The 16,562-nt window shown below is 61.3% G+C and carries 16 protein-coding genes and 2 pseudogenes; 8 read left to right on the top strand and 10 right to left on the bottom strand.

What is annotated here, in order from left to right; genetic code table 11:
* Positions 1-106 precede the first annotated feature (106 nt).
* Positions 107-1,486: a hypothetical protein gene (locus RHIBR816_RS0111615; RefSeq protein ID WP_018236714.1), complete on the top strand. Its 1,380-nt coding sequence runs from the start codon at positions 107-109 to the stop codon at positions 1,484-1,486.
* 92 nt (positions 1,487-1,578) lie between these two features.
* Here RHIBR816_RS0111615 and RHIBR816_RS0111610 read toward each other — a convergent pair whose 3' ends face one another.
* The 5 genes and pseudogenes from RHIBR816_RS0111610 to otsB form a co-directional block, all read right to left on the bottom strand.
* The gene (locus RHIBR816_RS0111610) at positions 1,579-2,097 is read right to left on the bottom strand and encodes a DUF4334 domain-containing protein (protein WP_026186887.1); all 519 of its coding nucleotides are present in this window, start codon (positions 2,095-2,097) and stop codon (positions 1,579-1,581) included.
* Positions 2,063-2,977: a hypothetical protein gene (locus tag RHIBR816_RS0111605; RefSeq protein ID WP_026186886.1), complete on the bottom strand. Its 915-nt coding sequence runs from the start codon at positions 2,975-2,977 to the stop codon at positions 2,063-2,065. The genes RHIBR816_RS0111610 and RHIBR816_RS0111605 overlap by 35 nt, the downstream gene beginning before the upstream one ends.
* A 30-nt stretch (positions 2,978-3,007) precedes the next feature.
* Positions 3,008-3,572, bottom strand: a pseudogene (locus tag RHIBR816_RS38355) (ATP-dependent DNA ligase); the annotation flags it as partial.
* Positions 3,556-4,929 carry an alpha,alpha-trehalose-phosphate synthase (UDP-forming) gene (otsA, locus tag RHIBR816_RS0111600; RefSeq protein WP_018236711.1) on the bottom strand — a complete coding sequence of 458 codons (1,374 nt, stop codon included), beginning with the start codon at positions 4,927-4,929 and terminating at the stop codon, positions 3,556-3,558. The gene otsA and the pseudogene RHIBR816_RS38355, both read right to left, overlap by 17 nt.
* Positions 4,930-4,974: 45 nt before the next feature.
* Positions 4,975-5,766: a trehalose-phosphatase gene (gene otsB, locus RHIBR816_RS0111595; protein ID WP_018236710.1), complete on the bottom strand. Its 792-nt coding sequence runs from the start codon at positions 5,764-5,766 to the stop codon at positions 4,975-4,977.
* 403 nt (positions 5,767-6,169) lie between these two features.
* Here otsB and RHIBR816_RS0111590 point away from each other — a divergent pair, with 403 nt between their 5' ends.
* From RHIBR816_RS0111590 to RHIBR816_RS0111575, 4 genes are all read left to right on the top strand, one after another.
* Complete coding sequence (locus RHIBR816_RS0111590; RefSeq protein ID WP_018236709.1) at positions 6,170-6,631, top strand: mobile mystery protein A; 462 nt, start codon at positions 6,170-6,172, stop codon at positions 6,629-6,631.
* Positions 6,628-7,224 carry a mobile mystery protein B gene (locus RHIBR816_RS0111585; RefSeq protein ID WP_018236708.1) on the top strand — a complete coding sequence of 199 codons (597 nt, stop codon included), beginning with the start codon at positions 6,628-6,630 and terminating at the stop codon, positions 7,222-7,224. The genes RHIBR816_RS0111590 and RHIBR816_RS0111585 overlap by 4 nt, the downstream gene beginning before the upstream one ends.
* Positions 7,225-7,555: 331 nt before the next feature.
* Positions 7,556-8,443, top strand: a complete 888-nt coding sequence (locus RHIBR816_RS0111580) for a site-specific integrase (RefSeq protein ID WP_026186521.1) — start codon at positions 7,556-7,558, stop codon at positions 8,441-8,443.
* Between the two features lie 10 nt (positions 8,444-8,453).
* Complete coding sequence (locus RHIBR816_RS0111575; protein ID WP_018236707.1) at positions 8,454-9,647, top strand: IS91 family transposase; 1,194 nt, start codon at positions 8,454-8,456, stop codon at positions 9,645-9,647.
* A 558-nt stretch (positions 9,648-10,205) separates the two neighbouring features.
* Here RHIBR816_RS0111575 and RHIBR816_RS0111570 read toward each other — a convergent pair.
* On the bottom strand, positions 10,206-10,853 hold the full coding sequence (locus RHIBR816_RS0111570; RefSeq protein WP_018236706.1) for a TetR/AcrR family transcriptional regulator: 648 nt from the start codon (positions 10,851-10,853) through the stop codon (positions 10,206-10,208).
* Positions 10,854-10,978: 125 nt separating this feature from the next.
* On the opposite strand from RHIBR816_RS0111570, the gene RHIBR816_RS0111565 reads away from it, so the two are divergent.
* The 3 genes and pseudogenes from RHIBR816_RS0111565 to RHIBR816_RS0111555 all read left to right on the top strand — a co-directional run.
* Positions 10,979-11,872 carry an NAD(P)/FAD-dependent oxidoreductase gene (locus RHIBR816_RS0111565; protein ID WP_018236705.1) on the top strand — a complete coding sequence of 298 codons (894 nt, stop codon included), beginning with the start codon at positions 10,979-10,981 and terminating at the stop codon, positions 11,870-11,872.
* 21 nt (positions 11,873-11,893) lie between these two features.
* Entirely contained in the window at positions 11,894-12,367 is a 474-nt protein-coding gene (locus RHIBR816_RS0111560; RefSeq protein ID WP_018236704.1) for an isoprenylcysteine carboxylmethyltransferase family protein, read from the top strand.
* 47 nt (positions 12,368-12,414) lie between these two features.
* Positions 12,415-12,630: pseudogene (locus RHIBR816_RS0111555) on the top strand (tyrosine-type recombinase/integrase); the annotation flags it as partial.
* A gap of 118 nt (positions 12,631-12,748) precedes the next feature.
* Here the strand turns inward: RHIBR816_RS0111555 and RHIBR816_RS37915 are convergent.
* From RHIBR816_RS37915 to RHIBR816_RS0111535, 4 genes are all read right to left on the bottom strand, one after another.
* Entirely contained in the window at positions 12,749-13,150 is a 402-nt protein-coding gene (locus tag RHIBR816_RS37915; RefSeq protein WP_018236702.1) for a hypothetical protein, read from the bottom strand.
* A 777-nt stretch (positions 13,151-13,927) separates the two neighbouring features.
* Complete coding sequence (locus tag RHIBR816_RS0111545) at positions 13,928-14,701, bottom strand: ABC transporter permease (RefSeq protein ID WP_018236701.1); 774 nt, start codon at positions 14,699-14,701, stop codon at positions 13,928-13,930.
* On the bottom strand, positions 14,685-15,515 hold the full coding sequence (locus tag RHIBR816_RS0111540) for an ABC transporter ATP-binding protein (protein WP_026186885.1): 831 nt from the start codon (positions 15,513-15,515) through the stop codon (positions 14,685-14,687). Before RHIBR816_RS0111540 ends, RHIBR816_RS0111545 begins: the two co-directional genes overlap by 17 nt.
* A gap of 12 nt (positions 15,516-15,527) precedes the next feature.
* On the bottom strand, positions 15,528-16,529 hold the full coding sequence (locus RHIBR816_RS0111535; RefSeq protein ID WP_018236699.1) for an ABC transporter substrate-binding protein: 1,002 nt from the start codon (positions 16,527-16,529) through the stop codon (positions 15,528-15,530).
* Positions 16,530-16,562 lie beyond the last annotated feature (33 nt).

The raw sequence follows: 16,562 nt of genomic DNA, 5'->3' as shown, positions 1-16,562 counted from the left end.
CCCGCGGCCTCCTCCTTGGGAGGTTTGTCAACGCGGGCCGACACAGGCCCAGCCACCACCGTCGCGCCGCGGCCCGCATCGAAAAACCTTCGCCAAAGCTGACAGCATGGAGAGCCCGATCGCCTTGAACCGCCTTGCCGAAAACAACGTCTTCCGTAAAGGTGATGTTTTCGTCCTCTTCGGCGAACTCTTCGGTCGCGGATACGCGACTGGCTTGGTCGAGGAGGCTCGGCGGGCTGGAATGGAGATCGTGGGAATTACGGTCGGGCGGCGCGACGAGAACAACGCACTGCGGCCTCTAAACGCCGAGGAACTTTCTGCCGCCGAAGCCCGATTGGGTGGCAGGATTATCAACATACCGCTCATGGCTGGCTTCGATCTCGACGCTCCGGCAGGCGGCCCCACCCCGACTGATCTCCTCGCGACGATGACGCTGGAGAGCTGGCAGCATGACAGGCTCGACTGGGACTACATTGGGCTGTGCCGGGACATCGCCACCGCGCGGTTCACGAATTCGCTTTCACAGGTCATGGCCGTCCTCGACGGAATGATTGCCGACGGCCGCAATGTCTTTTTCGCCCACACGATGGCCGGAGGCATCCCGAAAGCGAAGGTGTTCCTGGTCGTTGCCAATCGAATCTACAAGGGTGTTGGTCCCCGCCACATGTCGTCGCAAACCCTGATCGACAGCGACATGGGCAAGCTCATCCTGCAGAATTTCGACGAAGTCTCGGCAATCACCTTTCGACATCTTATCGACTTCAGCGCGGCGATCCGGGAGCGCGTGGAGGCATCGGGCGGTCAGGTCCGCTACACGGCCTACGGTTATCATGGAACGGCAATCCTGATAGACGGCAGCTACCGCTGGCAGACCTACACCAACTATACGCAAGGTTACGCCAAGATGCGGCTNGAAGGCATCGCGGAGGATGCCTGGGCAGCGGGCGTCAAGGCAACCGTCTATAACTGCCCCGAAATACGGACCAATTCTTCCGACGTATTCACCGGTATCGAGCTTCCCCTGATACCGCTGCTACTTGCCTTGAGGAAGGAGAACGGGGGCCAATGGGCAGAGGAGCAGTGGCGGGACTGCCAGCAGCTTTTGGCAGACGGCTTCACGATGAAGGATGTGTTCCAAAAAATTACCGATATGCAAGCCAACGAGGTCATGCATCCGTTCTACGACTTCTCGGCGTGGCCGATGGCCAACAGCCAAGCCCAGGCCGATCTGACCATCGGCACGTCCATCGAGATCACGCAGATGCATCGGGACAGCAAGGCGATGATCAGCGACCTCCTGAGTGCTCTCGTGGTGGAGGCGACGGGGCAGCTCATTTTTGGCGCGTCTTCAGATCCCANNGGTCCCATCCGGTGGCTCAACCACGATATCGTGGCGCGCCGGCTTAACGCTTCCCACCTGCAAAGGGAGTCGCCCGCTCCGTTGATCGCGCAAGGGGCGAAAGCCTCTCACCTCGAGATGGCCTGACAGCTTCCCATCTAGCTTGGGAACGTCTCGGTGGCCTATGCCCGAGGACATGTTCCCGACAATGCACTATGCGATCTTTTGAGCCCGGGGTTTCAAGGCTCGCCGACATGCTCGAGTTCGAAGAAATAGATCCGGCCGTCGCCTCTGATCGTCATCGCCCCCATGATTGTCACCTTATCAATGCGACGGAAATAGTCGATGATGGGCTGGTGGTCATAGACCATGGCTGCGCTCTCGACGCCGCCAAACACCAAGGTCTTCAGGGATGCCACCGGCCCCTTCGCCCGCAATCGGCGCTGGAGGAAGGAAAACAGATCTCGCGCAACCTGCGTCCTGCCAACTCCATGGAAACGTAGCGCCAGCCGGAGCGGTATCCATTTAGGATCGACGGCAACGAGCCGCCGTTCGCTGGATCGGAACAATAGCGCATCGGCACGCATGTCCGGCGTGAACCGCTTGCCGAACCAGCCGAGATTTTCCAGCACGCCGTCGAACGGATGGCCGGTCGGGACTCCCTGCCCTTTCCAAAGACCGACAAGTTCGCGCGGCGCGATGGACGGCAGGCTTTGAAACTCCTCAAGGGCTGTCTGCCGTTTTCTCACCGGAAGAATTGTCCTTCTGCTTGCGCTCCTCGGCCCGACGCCTGGATCTGGCGTCGCGTCGGGCGATCCGCAACTCATCGAGCGTCGGCATCCACCAGCCTCGGTCGACTTCGTGTTGTGCCGGCGGTGTTCGAGCGGGCCAGGTCGTCACCAGTTCTTCGAGTGCGCCCGCTCGCCAGAGGGCCCAGACATATTCTTCGCCCGCCGCTGCGGGAAAGTAGAACGTGCTGACCGTCGCCGGGTCGGCCAATTCACCGTGCGTGCCGATGAAAAAGACGACACCGACATGGGTGCCGATCGCGCGCTCGATGGGTGGGCCATCATCGGCAGGGACGGGATAACGCTTCCGCCGGCGCTCCCTCGTCCTCGCCTTGGAGGCCTGCTCTTCTTCCGCCCCCTTGATTGCCTCACGCCGCGCGCGCCTGGCTTCCGGTTCGCTGCGTTCAGCTGCCGCTTCGATCGCCGGCCATCTTCGCCGGAGTTCGTCGAACGAGCGATAGGGCACAGTCCAGAGGCGACGATCGCCATCCCAGCGCGCATGAGGGATTTCGCGGATTTCGTTGACGACGCTACGTGAATAGGGGGTCCGGATCTGAAAGGTTGCCGGCGTCGCCTCAAGGTAGACGCTTTCGATCGGATCGAATACGAAAGCGTCCCTGCCCTTCTCGTCGGCAAAGGCGTCGGCCTCAGCTTCCATTTCGGCCAGCCAGCGGCCGATGCGCTTCTCGGCAGTGCGGCCCGGCACAAACCAGGCATTCAGACTGTCGCTCCACCGCGCACGTGGGAATGCCTCCCGAAAGCGCTGGACCGTCATTCGGTCATGCGGCAGGTCAGTGGAGGCGCCCACACGCGGGGGCGAGGGGGTTTTGTCTTTCGGTTCCTTGTCCATGTGCCTTAACCCGACAACGACCTGAGCAGCTCAGGCGGCCCGATTGGATTTGCCGAGACGCTTGATCGCTTGCTCCAAGGGCCGCCCGCCATGACAATAGTCCTGCCAGGCAGACGTTTTCGCAAGCAGCGCCGGCACAGAGCGGCATCGATACGGTGGCGTCGGGGCTCGCGCGGCGATAGCGGCGCTACGGCCGTCGCCATGCGATCATTGCCTCCGCCCAGGCGAGAGGCTTTCGTTTGTTGACGGCGAGCGGGTGATCACATGCAACCCCTTGCCGCCGGTGGTCTTGCAGAAGCTGACGAGACCGAGTTCGTCAAGCCGATCGCGCATCTCTCGAGCCGCCGTGACCACGGCCGAGGCACGTCGGGCCCAGGATCGAGATCGAGCACCAAGCGTCCCAGTACTTCCAGAAGGCCAAGCTCGCAGTTCCACCGATGCAGATCGATGTCACCGTTTTGGTCGATCGTCGCAAGTCCTTCGATCCGATCGATCTGCAAACTCTCACCAATTCGAGAAGGTTCGAAGTGCCGGGCATCGCATGGCAGGAAAAAGCCCTATCCACACTAATCCGGCGATCAAGTGAGATCATTGAGAAAATCCCGGCACCAGCGCGAAACGTCGTGTTCCAGCAGATGAGCCATCATCGTCTTCCAGCGCTCCTTCCGCTCTTCCAGCGGCATGCTGAGCGCGCGCGCCATGGCGTTTGCGGTGCCCTCTATGTCGTACGGGTTGACGAGCAGCGCTCCCCTTAGCTCGCGGGCAGCTCCGGCGAAACGCGAAAGTACAAGTACCCCCGGATCGTCGGGATCCTGGGCGGCCACATATTCCTTCGCGACGAGGTTCATCCCGTCTCGAAGCGGCGTCACGAGCCCGACTTTGCCAAGCCGGTAAAGGCCGGCAAGAATGTGGCGGCCTACCGAGCGGTTGATATAGCGTATAGGCACCCAATCGACGGTGCCGAGCGCGCCGTTCACCCTGCCGGCCTGTTCGGCAACGGTACGCTGCATGGCCTCATATTCCGGCACTTCGGAGCGGGACTTCGGCGTAATCTGCAGATAGGTGACACGACCCTGCTGTGCCGGATTTGCCAGAACGAACCGCTCAAACGCGTCGATGCGTTGCGTGATCCCCTTGGAATAATCGAGGCGATCGACACCGATGATCAGGCTGCGGTGTTCGATGCTTTCACGCGCTTTTCTGACCGTCTTGTTGGTCGACGCCTTTTTGGCGAATTCGGCAAAGGCCGCAGTCTCGATGCCAATTGCGTATGTGCCACCCTTGAATATTCGGCCATAGGCAATGAAACGACCTCCGCCAAGTTCGTCGCCGATGCCTTCCCGCCTCAGGCAGCCGACGAAGTTCTCAAGGTCATGATCGGTCTGAAAGCCGACGACATCGTAGTGCGACAGGCCACGCATGATCTCCTCGTGAACCGGCATCGTGAAGAGCACGTCCGCAGGCGGCCAGGGAATGTGAAGGAAGAAGCCGATGCGGTTCTTCAAGCCCATCTGACGCAGTTCCGCTGCGAGAGGGATCAAGTGGTAGTCGTGCACCCAGATGACGTCATCGGATTCGACAAGCGGCGCCAACCGATGGGCAAAGAAGCGGTTGACGCGGAAATACCCGGCCATTTCCTTGCGGCCGTATTCGGCGAGATCAAGCCGATAGTGGCAGATCGGCCAGAGAACCCGGTTGGCAAAGCCGTGGTAGTATTCCTCCACATCGGTATCGGTCAGATCCGTCAGTGCATAGACGATATTGCCCTGCTGCAGTTGCGCAAGCGGCTGCGGCTCGTGCTCATCGCTCGATTTCCCCGACCAGCCCATCCAGATGCCGCCATGCTCTTCGAGGGCGACTTTCAGCGCGACCGCCAGCCCGCCGGCCGGCGTCGCAATGCCGCCCTTCTCCGGAACGGGCACGCGATTGGACACGATGACGAGACGGCTCATGCCGAATTCCTTTCATGCATGAAAATATGTCAGGTGCTCAAATATTCAGGAGGCCAATGCGGCGATGACGGCACGCAGGGCATTGGCAGAGGGAATAGAGCCGAGCGCTTCGCTCGCAGGCGATGGTGGTCCGATGCGGATCGAATAGCCGCCGAGCCGGTTGACCGTGCGAAACATCGCTTCGTCGGTCACATCATCCCCGATCGCCAGCGCGCGTCTGCCGGCGAAGGCTGGCTGCGCGAGAAACGCCGCCACTGCGTGGCCCTTGTCGGCGCGGGCCGGGCGGATTTCGATCACCATCTTGCCGTGCTGGAGCGTCCAGTTTGGCCCTGCGCGAATCAATGCCCGCTCCATCAGCAGTTCAAGTTCGAGCTTTCTGTCCGGCGCCAACCGGTAATGGGCGGCGACTGCCGCTCCCTTGTCCTCGATCAGAACACCCGCCCAGTTGGCAGTCTCGGCAACAAGATCGGCCTTCAGCCGCTCGAATTCCGCCGTCGCTGCGGCTTTGTGCACGATGCCATCCGGATCGCGGCGCTCGGCACCATGAAGCCCGGCGATCGGAAAATGGGACAGAGAGAAAAGCTGGTCGACATAATCAAGAGCGCGACCGGTCACGAGGGCCAAAGCACCGCCGAGTTTTCTGGACAAGGCATCAAGATTTGCAGGCAGCGAAGGCGGAACGGTCACGGCATCCGGCGTTGCGGCAAGGTCCAGCAGCGTACCATCGATATCGAGGAACAGCGCCCAGGCGTCCAGATCCCTCGGGAAGATGGAAAGAATGAAATTCTCTCCTGAGACGGCCTCCGAGGAGCTGAGAAGCTGCGTCGGGTGTGACATATGGCTATATGTACATCAGATCCCTGTTACCGGCCAACCCTAACTTTCATTTAGGGTGCGATGACGAGTGGATAGTCCAAGTTGGCTGAAGTTCGCTGCTTTGGAGGGGTTCGAGTAAAGGCCTGGACTGCCCCTGCCCATCCATTGCCTTCCTCGGAAATGCGAACTGATCGCCGTTCCTTCGCCTTGAGAGGATTAGAACCAGAGACACCGTCGTTGCTTTCGACTGAAGTTCAACGTTGCGTAGTTCGAAGATCAAGATGCAGGCTGATTTTCAGAGAACAGATCAGCCTATGAACTGAGGCTCTGCAGCTATTATCAGCTTAGAGACTTATTCATGTTTACGGTCAGCCTGTGAACTGATATGATATCACTTGAAATCAAGTTACAGTCTGAGAAACCCATGAAGAGCGATGCTCGCAAGAGAGGCCGGCTGCGCCTCGACGAGAGGCTTCACGCACTACAGCCCATCGATCGGTTCAGGGCGCCCCCGAAGGGATGGGTGCGCGCTCTGCGCGACGCTCTCGGCATGACAGGTGCGCAGCTCGGCGCGCGCATCGGGGTTCGGCCCCAAACCATCGAATCGATCGAGAAGTCAGAAGCAGCAGGGACGATCCAGCTCAACACACTGCGCCGGGCCGCCGAGGCTCTGGATTGCACGCTTGTCTACGCCCTCGTTCCAAACAGCTCGCTTGAAGCCGTCGTTGAGGCTCGCGCACGCAAGATCGCAATACGCGAGCTCCAGCGCGTTGCGCACACGATGCGGCTGGAAGCTCAGGGGACGGATAATGCAGATTTCGAAGCTCGCGTCCATGCGTACATTCGCGACAAGCTTTCTGAACGCGATCTCTGGAACGAAGCATGACGGATCTCTTCCAAGAGCCTGATGACGCAACACCGCTTGAGCCGCACGAGCGAGAGGGCCTGCTTCAGACCTGGATCACCCACCGCAACGACCTCAACGAGGCCGAGCAGGAAAACATCGTTGAGGGTGCCGCCTGGGCGCGCGGGCGCCGGCGTTTGCCCCTTGAGCAGGTGCTCACCGAAGACTTCATGCGAACATTGCACAAGCGAATGTTCGGGGACGTTTGGCGATGGGCCGGTACGTTCCGGACGACGGAGCGCAACATTGGCATTCAGGCGTACCGCATCGGAATGGAACTCACGAGTCTATTGGGCGACATCCGCTATTGGATCGAGCATGAGACCTTTCCGCCGGATGAGATCGCGATCCGGTTCCACCATCGGCTGGTGCCGATTCACCCATTTCCGAACGGAAACGGTCGTCACGCACGTCTGGCGGCTGATCTTCTGATTGAGCGACTTGGCGGCGAGCCCTTCAGTTGGGGCGGCGGCAGTCTGGCCGACGTCGGCGAACTGCGCGCACGTTACGTCGCCGCACTACGCGCAGCGGACAATCATGACGTCGGGGCGTTGCTGGAATTCGCGCGCAGCTGAGTGCAGAGATCTCCCTCTATTCATTTCGCCGCGGCACGAGCGTTCGAACTGTAGGAGGCGGTCGGTATAGGCATGCTCATGCATGAGCGTCAGGTCCAGAGTTCCGGACGATACATTATGCGATCTTCTTGGCCCAGAACGTGAACATCCTCGCAACACGCCGTGCACAGGGGTCGTGACGAACGGCTTCCTTCGACCCAAGGACGAAGCCGCTCGCGCGGCACTGGCGCCCGTGGTGAGGGTGCAGGAATGATCTGAACGGCGTGCATTTGCAGGTGTGCGGTCCTGGCTGACGATTGAGGTGTTCTCAATCTTCAGACAGGAGGTTGCCATGACGGAGGAGAGGACGACCCCGCTGCGCGAGCGGATGATCGAAGACATGCGCATCCGTGGGATGGGCGACAAAGCTCAGCAGGCGCATATCCGAGCCATCAAGGATTTCGCCGGGTTTCTGAAGCGATCACCGGACACCGCCACAGCCGATGACCTGCGCGCCTACCAACTGCACATGACCAATGCGGGCATCACCCCGCCGACCTTCAACGCCCGCATCGTGGCGCTGCGGTTCTTTTTCGCCACCACCTGCGGCCGCGAGGAGATGAAGCGGCATATGCAGTTCCGTCGGCAGCCGCAGACGTTGCCCGTGGTCTTGAGCATCGAGGAGGTCTCCGACCTGCTGATGGCGGCTCCAGGGCCGGGCCTGAAGTATCGGGCGGCACTCAGCATCTCCTATGGCGCCGGACTGCGCGCCTCCGAGGTCTGCAACCTGAAGATCAGCGACATCGACAGCGACCGGATGCTGATCCATGTCGAACAGGGCAAGGGGCAGAAGGACCGCAAGGTGATGCTGTCGCCCGGGCTGCTCAAGCTGTTGCGCGACTATTGGCGCGAGGCGCGACCACAGGGGTGGCTGTTCCCGGGCAAACCGAAGATCAACCCGATCTCGCCGCGGCAGCTCAATCGCGCCTTTACCGCCGCCAAAACCATGGCCGGTATCGGCAAGCCCGCGACGCTGCACAGCCTGCGGCACAGCTTTGCCACCCACCTCTTGGAAGCGAACACCGATGTCAGGGTCATCCAGGTCCTTCTCGGCCATGCCAGGTTGGTGACCACCGCCCGCTATACCCATGTCGCCACCAAGACGATCCGCGACACCGTCAGCCCGTTCGAGACCCTGCAGACGCTGCAGGACCAAACGCTCCGACGCGGACTGGAGTAGCGCCGGTGCGGTGATCCGGCCGAGACTGGAGATCGGCGACATCTTCCGTGCCTATGGCCCGGCGTGGCGGCGGGCCAATGCCGGGCATGTCAGCCTCACCCAGCTCAAGGTCATGGCGGCCATCGAAGCCTGCCGAACCGAGGCGCTCGGCGGGCATGTGGCGGCCTGTGCCAAATGCGGCCACAGCCACATCGCCTATAATTCCTGCAAAAACCGACACTGCCCCAAGTGCCAGGGGCCTGCCGCGCGGGACTGGATGGCCGCCCGCGCCGAAGACCTGCTGCCGGTCGAGTATTTCCACGTGGTTTTCACCCTGCCGGCCGAGATCGCCCAAATCGCCTACTGGAACAAGAAGGCTGTCTATGACCTGCTGTTTCGGGCATCGGCGGAGACACTGACCACCATCGCCGCCGATCCCAAGCGGCTCGGCGCGCGCATCGGCATGACCAGCGTGCTGCACACCTGGGGATCGGCGCTGACCCATCACCCGCATGTGCACATCATCGTACCCGGTGGCGGACTGTCGCCGGATGGCACGCGCTGGATCTCATGTCGCCCCGGGTTCTTCCTGCCGGTAAAGGTTCTGTCGCGTCTGTTCCGGCGGCTGTTTGTCGAAGGACTGAGGGCACTGCATCAATCCGGCAGCCTCGCCTTCTTCGGGGCTCTCGCCGGACTTGCACAGGCGAAGGCCTTCGCTGCCTGGCTTGCCCCGTTCCGCAAATCCGAATGGGTCGTCTACGCCAAGCCCCCGTTCGGCGGTCCCGAGGCGGTCCTGGCTTATCTCAGCCGCTACACCCACCGCGTGGCGATCTCCAACAGCCGCCTGATCAGCGCCGACGCCGAGACGGTCTCATTCCGCTGGAAGGATTACCGGATCAAGACCGGTGACCGGCAGAAGGTGATGCGGCTGGCCACCGACGAGTTCATCCGCCGTTTCCTGATCCACGTGCTGCCCGACGGATTCCACCGCATCCGCCATTACGGTCTGCTCGCCAGTGCAGGCCACAAGGCCAATGTCGCAAGGATCAGGAAACTGCTCGGGGCGCAAACGCCATCGCAGCACGACGCACCAAACGCCGAGGTCACGCCGCTCACCCTGAGAGAGCCATGCCCGGTTTGCGGCGGCCCGATGCGCATCGTCGAGATCTTCCGCCGCGGCCAACAACCCAGATGCCGCGCGCCACCCCGAAAGGACGCCGCATGACGAAATCCATCTCACATCAGCCGAGGCTGGTCCGCATCGACGAGGCGTTCCGGGGTGGCGCCGGTCAGCCTAAGGCAACCCAGCACACTGAAAAATCGCCGGCGCGAACCTACCAAAGACCTGTGACCCCGATCCCGATCGGCTCATGCAAACCTTCGGGGCTACACCTTCGCACCCGACGCTGCCGCCGATAGCCCCCTTGAAAAACCGCAGCCGCACGCTTTCCCCATAGGCGCTCTACCCAGCCCCCGCGGCCTCCTCCTTGGGAGGTTTGTCAACGCGGGCCGACACAGGCCCAGCCACCACCGTCGCGCCGCGGCCCGCATCGAAAAACCTTCGCCGAAGCACACTGTCAATTCGTTGCGCGTGAACGGCAGGTTTGCGCCCGCATTTCCGCCATTCAGACCACCGTTGCAGCTTCCCGAAAGCTGACGGTCTGCTAAGCCGGCACTAAGGCCTCGAATGGGGGTGCTAGCGGTTACGCCGCCGGTCACAGGTCCTGGAACACCGCCTGCATCCAAAATATCAAGCAAGTACTCCTTCGCGGCCTCGTCTAGGCTATCCGCCCGCGTGGTCGTTGCCACCGTGCGCGGCGATGAACATGGCGACGGCCGACCGGCAATAGGATTCGATTTCGTTGTCGTCCTCTGCGCTCGCCTCATCGAAGCGTGCGATAATCAGGAGATCGGAGCCTTTGAAAAGCGCGGCAAACAAGCGGGCGGACCGGAGAGGATCGGGCACGTTCAGAACCGCCTTCGCGTGCAACTGACGCAACAGGGCCTCGATTTGCGCGATGATATGGGCGGGGCCGGCTTCGTAATGGAGCTTGCTTAACGACTTTTGACTCGTCATGTCGGCCATGACCATGGCTTCGACATTGCGGACGTCCGGGCGCAACAGCGTGCGAAGCAGTGATGATCCCACCGCCATGAGCTGATCTTCGGCCGAACCGTCGACGCCTTCAAAAAGGGCCTGTGGTATTAACTGACGGCAGCGGGCCGCAAACGCCGCGCCAAACAGCGCCTCCTTGTTCTCGAAGTGCCGATAGATGCTGAGCTTGGATATCTTCGCTCGCTGGGCGACCTTGTCCAATGTCGTCGCTTGAAAACCCAGTTCCGCAAAGAGTTCACCCGCGGCGTCGACTATCGTTTGGCCAAGCGCCTCGTTGGCGGGCCGGCCGCGCCGGCCCTGGCTATTTTCGGTCACGACAATTCCAGTACTTGACAGTATCCTAATTCTTTAATTACGATACCATGTAGTATCTAAAATGTGCAAGCCAATGGGTGGGTTTCAGCCCAACCCCCTCGAACCACAACACGGAGACCCATCACATGGATGACGTCATCATCGTCGGCGGCAGCTTTGCCGGTCTCGCCGGCGCCCTGCAGCTCGGCCGTGCCCGCCGCAAGGTCACCGTTCTCGATACCGGCCTGCCGCGCAATCGCTTCGCCGGCCACTCGCATGGTCTGCTCGGCCACGATCACAAGCCGCCGCTGGACATCCTGGCCGAGGCGCGGCAGCAGCTGGCGCGTTATCCCACGATCAGGCTGGTCAATGCCCGGGCCGACAGCGTCTCCGGCGCCATCGACGATTTCTCCGTCCTCACTGGCAAAGGCGAAAGCCTTGGAGCGCGCCGCCTGATCCTGAGCTATGGCGTTGCCGACCAGATGCCTGATGTTCGGGGCTTTGCCGAAGGCTGGGGCACGTCCATCGTGCCCTGCCCCTATTGCGACGGCTTTGAAGTCGCCGGCCAGCATTGGGGCCTCGTCTGGTCCGGCCCGCAGTCGCACAATCAGGTCAGGCTGTTCCACGATTGGACCGACAGGTTGACGCTCTTCGCCGATGGTCACGACATTCCGCCCGATATCCGGGCCGATCTGGCGCGTCGCAACATACCTGTCGTCGAGGGCCGGATCACCGAGATCGCCCGTCACGGGGGCCATAGCGCCACCGTCAAGCTCGATACCGGCCCCGATGTCGCGGTCGACATCCTGTTCGCGCATCCGCGCAACAAGCCGTCCGCAAGCCTGCATGAATCACTGGGCCTCGCCACGGTCGATACGCCCCTCGGCATCGCCCTCAAGGTCGACGAACGCCGCGAAACCAGCATGCCCGGCATCTACGCCGCCGGCGACCTCGCCAACCCCCTCATGCCCTCGGTCACCACGGCATCATGGCAAGGCGCAATGGCGGGCATCTTCGCCCAGCAGTCGATGCTGGTTTGAGAGCACAGATTGGAGATGAGCATGGCCGTCGAACCGGACAACGCGGGTGTGCGCTTCCCTCCGCCCTTCGTCTATCTGGGAGCGCTGCTGTTGGGGCTAGTGGCGGAGCGGTTCGTCACCCTGCGCTCTTTCGGCATCGACTGGCGGTTGCTGGTCGCGACGGGCGCGCTGCTGTTCGTTGCCGGCGCGGCGATGATGCTTGCGGCGGCGGGGCTGTTCCGGCGTCTGCGCACCAACGTTCCGCCGTCGCAGCCAACGACCCTCATCGCCACGACCGGTCCTTATCGGTGGACCCGCAATCCCATGTATCTCGGCATGGCGCTTATCTATGCCGGCCTTGCGATCGGCTTCGACGGGCCGATCGCCTTCGCCTTGCTCCCGTTGGTGCTGATCGCGATCCAGACACAGGTGATCGCCCGCGAGGAGCGCTATCTCGAAGCGAAGTTCGGCGACGACTACCGCCGCTACAAGGCCGAGGTTCGCCGCTGGCTCTGACTATTCCGCCGCTGCCGCCTGCGGGGCCTTCTGATAAACCAGCACCGATCGTCGAACGGTGGGTGTCGAGCATCGGGCTTGACCCCAAGCGCTACGGCACGCATTCGATGAGGAGGACGAAGGCGGCCCACATTTACAAGAAGACAGGCAACCTGCGCGCCGTCCAGCTCTTGCTCGGCCACAAGAAGCTGGAGAGCACCGTGCAGTACCTCGGAATAGAGGTGGACGACGCCTTATCCATTTCTGAGCAAGTGGAGTTGTAGCACTCAAGGCCGGCGCTTCGCTTCGAAGCGCCGGCCGCTGGCCTGCTGAGGCGAAAGTTCGACTGGTTGCAAGCATCGGAATTTGCTTGCCCCTACGGCGCAAGTTGATGCCAGCCGGTCATTCGTCCGACCGGCCACTCAGCCTCTGGAACCCCCCTGCAAAAACGTTCCCGGCGCGAACTCGCGCCGTCAGAACCGAGCTTTCAATCCAGGCCTGGATTTCGGATGTCAGCCGGCCGAGAAAGATGACTTCCGCCAACGTCGCCGCCGCATGCAACGCGGTCATTTCGGGCCAGTTCATGGCGATGTCGTGGTGCCCGATCCAAGCGTCAGGATCCTTGTAGTCGATAACGCCGCGCGCCGTCCACTCCGACGCGTTCACGAAGAACCTGTAGGACTGGACTCCCGGATGACCTTCGGCTTCGGCCCGCGTTGCCAGTGCGCTTACGGCGATCTCAAAGGCTTCCGGCGCCCCCTTCAACTCGTATAGGTTCAGGATGGTGAGGCGGTTGTCGATCATGATTGAACCTCGATCCGAAACAAACTTCGTTCGCGGAAACCGCAAGTACAGCCGGCACGGGATCAGATGCGGCAGCCAACCATACCATCAACAAGCCATTCCTCGCAGCCGTCGAAGTCAGGATAGCGCGCGAGTTGCTCCTTCCAATCGGATGAGACGAGCGACAGCTTCCCTCGCTACGCGATCCGAACCGGACAGATCGACCCGAAGCGGTCATCGAACGCAGGCGCATTGAATGGCTCGATCGATCCCCATTGCAGCCTTCGGCTCGAAAGCGAGCGTACCTGCCAGAGGGGAGTGTTCATTCCTCGCCTTGAATGGACTCAATCCGCAGACGCCGCCATTACGGCGGCCCCTACCCTGCGCTCTAACTGCATCAGCGGCAACGTCGCAAGGATCGACCCAAGGCGGCATATGCCGGTAGCGCATTGAAAATCCGGTCGTGGGTGCAAACGCGCTCTTTAACGCGCCCATCGAGACCCCCATATCGTCATAATTAGTGAGCAGACGTCACGTGACGGGAACGAGATCCCTCATCTGCAATCCTGAACTCAGCCCACGCGACCAGTCCAGCATCCTCTGCCGGATTCTCATCCACGGCGTTCAGAGTGGTCGCGCGACAGTCGTCCCATCCGCCATTGAACGTTAGCGTGTGCAGCGCACGACGACGGTGACAGGCAGGGCCAGCTCGCGAGCCGGGGCAAGCGTTCTCCCTTCATGACCGAAAGGGAGAACGCGCGTCGATAGGTTTGACAAGTGAAGGGCCAAAGATGCCCTTCAGGCCGGGCGTTCGGATGCGCTCGGACGCCACTTGATGAGGCGTTTCTCTGCTACGTCCAGTAGGCTGTCGATGATCAGGACGAAGATGGCGAGGATCAGGATGCCGGCGAAGACGCCCACTGCATCGAAATTGCCTTCGGCTTGGGCGATCAAATAGCCAAGGCCAGCGGAGGAGCCGAGATACTCGCCGATGATCGCTCCGACGACGGCAAAGCCGACCGATGTGCGCAGAGAGGAGAGTATCCAACTCGCCGCTGCTGGGAAGTAGACGTGGCGAAGCAGGTCGGACCGCTTAGCTCCCAGAATGCGGGCGTTCGACAGAACCACAGGGTTCACTTCACGGACACCCTGCATCGCGTTGAAGAAGGTGACGAAGAACACCAGCGTCACGGCCAGCGCCACTTTGGACCACAGCCCGAGGCCGAGCCACAGCACGAAGATAGGCGCAAGCACGACACGGGGGATTGCGTTCAGACCCTTGATGAACGGGTCCAGAATGCGCGCGGCCGAACGGCTGAGACCGAGCCAAACACCAGCCGCGACGCCCAGTGCCGTTCCCACCAAATAGCCCAGCACTGTTTCCGTCAGGGTGATGGCCACATGGCTATAGAAGCTGGCCTCCAGCACCCAGGATACCACCTGGTTGAATATGTCGACCGGTGCCGGGAAAAAGAAGACGTCGATCACGCCTGCTGCCACACCGAGTTGCCAGCCGCCGACAATTACCACCAGCAGCACGACCTGGATGAAGCGTTCAGTCATGGCGTTCATAGCTTTTCTCCACTTCGCCGCGCAGGGACGACCAGATGTTGCGATAAAGATCCATAAAGCGCGGGTCGAGCTTGATTTCTGCGACATCGCGCGGGCGTTCGAGATCCACGGGGAAGCTGTCGATCACCCGCGATCGCGGTCCGGCGGCGAGCACCACGACCCTATCGGCGAGGGCAATTGCCTCCTCGAGGTCGTGTGTGATCATCACCACGGCGCGCCGTTCCTCCTGCCAAAGCCGCAACAGCTCGTTCTGCATCAGGTGGCGGGTATGGATATCGAGCGCGGAGAAAGGCTCGTCCATCAGGATGACCTTGGGGCCGGTGATCAGCGCCTGGGCCATCTGCACGCGTTTGCGCTGACCCCCTGAAAGCTGATGCGGATAGCGATGCTCGAACCCCTTGAGTCCGACTTTCGCCAGCCACCTCATCGACTGCTCGCGACGTTCGGCAGCGCCGACACCCTTGAACATCGGACCGAGTTCCACGTTCTCGATCGCGGTCTTCCACGGAAGCAATGCATCCTGCTGGAACAGATAACCGATGTCGTTCTGGATCCCGCGCACCGGCTGACCATCGATTGATACGGTGCCACTCGCAGGTTTCAGCAGGCCGGCAATCGCATTGAGTATTGTGCTCTTGCCGCAGCCGGTGGGGCCGACGATGGCGAGGAACTCGCCATCGGAGACTTTCAGGTTCACATCTTGCACGGCCACGTAGGCGCCGAAGGCCATGGTGACAGAGTCGAGGGAAACCATCGACTTTGCTTGATGAGGGTTGTCCGTCGGGGATGCGGTTTTTACTACGGCCAATGCCATGACCTCCTCCTGTCAGTTGGCAGCGACGTTCGGGACCTTGCCGACGAACTCATTCGTGTAGGTTTTCGTAAGGTCGATTTCAGCCGCAGCGACTTTTTCGTTGAAGCTCTTCAGGACGGCCAGCGGAGTCTTGATGTCTTCCTCGTTGATGCGCCCGTCCTTTGAGAAGATCGCCTTCGCGTTCTCGACCGCCTTGATGTAGGTGTCACGATCGCCGGAGATGAACTCCTTCGGGAGCTTGTCGACGATCTCTTCTGCGGAGTGGCTATTCATCCACTCGAGCGCTTTGACCGTCGCATTCGTGACCTTCTGGATGGTCTCCGGATTTTCCTCGATATAGCTCTGTGTGGCATAGAGGACGGAGGTTGGGTAAATCCCGCCATAGATCGCCTTGGCACCGTCGTCGCTGCGCCCGTCGACCATGATCTTGCCGACGCCCTTGGCCTCGATGAAGGTCGCTGCCGGGTCGTAGTTGACGAGCAGGTCGACCTTGCCCTGTTCAAGGGCCGCGACGGCGGCGGAGCCGGAGCCAACGCCGATCAGCGAGACGTCGTCCGCGGACAGTCCGTTGCGCTGCAGGTAATAGCGGACGAAGAAATCGGAAGACGAGCCCGGCGAGGTGATCCCGACTTTTGCGCCTTTGATCGTTTCCGGTTTTGCCGGGTCGAAAGTGCTGTTCTTGCCGCCAGCCAGCACGAGCCCGGAATTGCGGGCGAGCTGCACGAAGGCCACGACAGCCTTCTTCTGCGACTGCATCTGGATCGTATGGTCGTAGAAGCCGACGGCGATATCCGTCGAGCCGGCAACAAGCGCCTGAAGCGTCTTCGACCCGCCCGATGCAAAGTTTTCAACGGTCACCTCCAGGCCTTCCTTTTCATAAAGGCCGAGTCCCTGGGCGACCGGAAAGGGGAGATTGTTGAGATTATAAGAACCGACGCTGATGCGGACGGGATCCGCCAATGCCGAACCGGCAAGGGCGACGGTGGCCGCGAGGGCGAGCATGAGCTTGTGCATGATATTCTCCTCCTGTTGGTGGCGCCCTCCCGG

Source organism: Ensifer sp. BR816, assembly GCF_000378985.1.
Lineage (GTDB): Bacteria > Pseudomonadota > Alphaproteobacteria > Rhizobiales > Rhizobiaceae > Sinorhizobium.
This window is presented reverse-complemented; position numbering and strand designations above follow the sequence as displayed.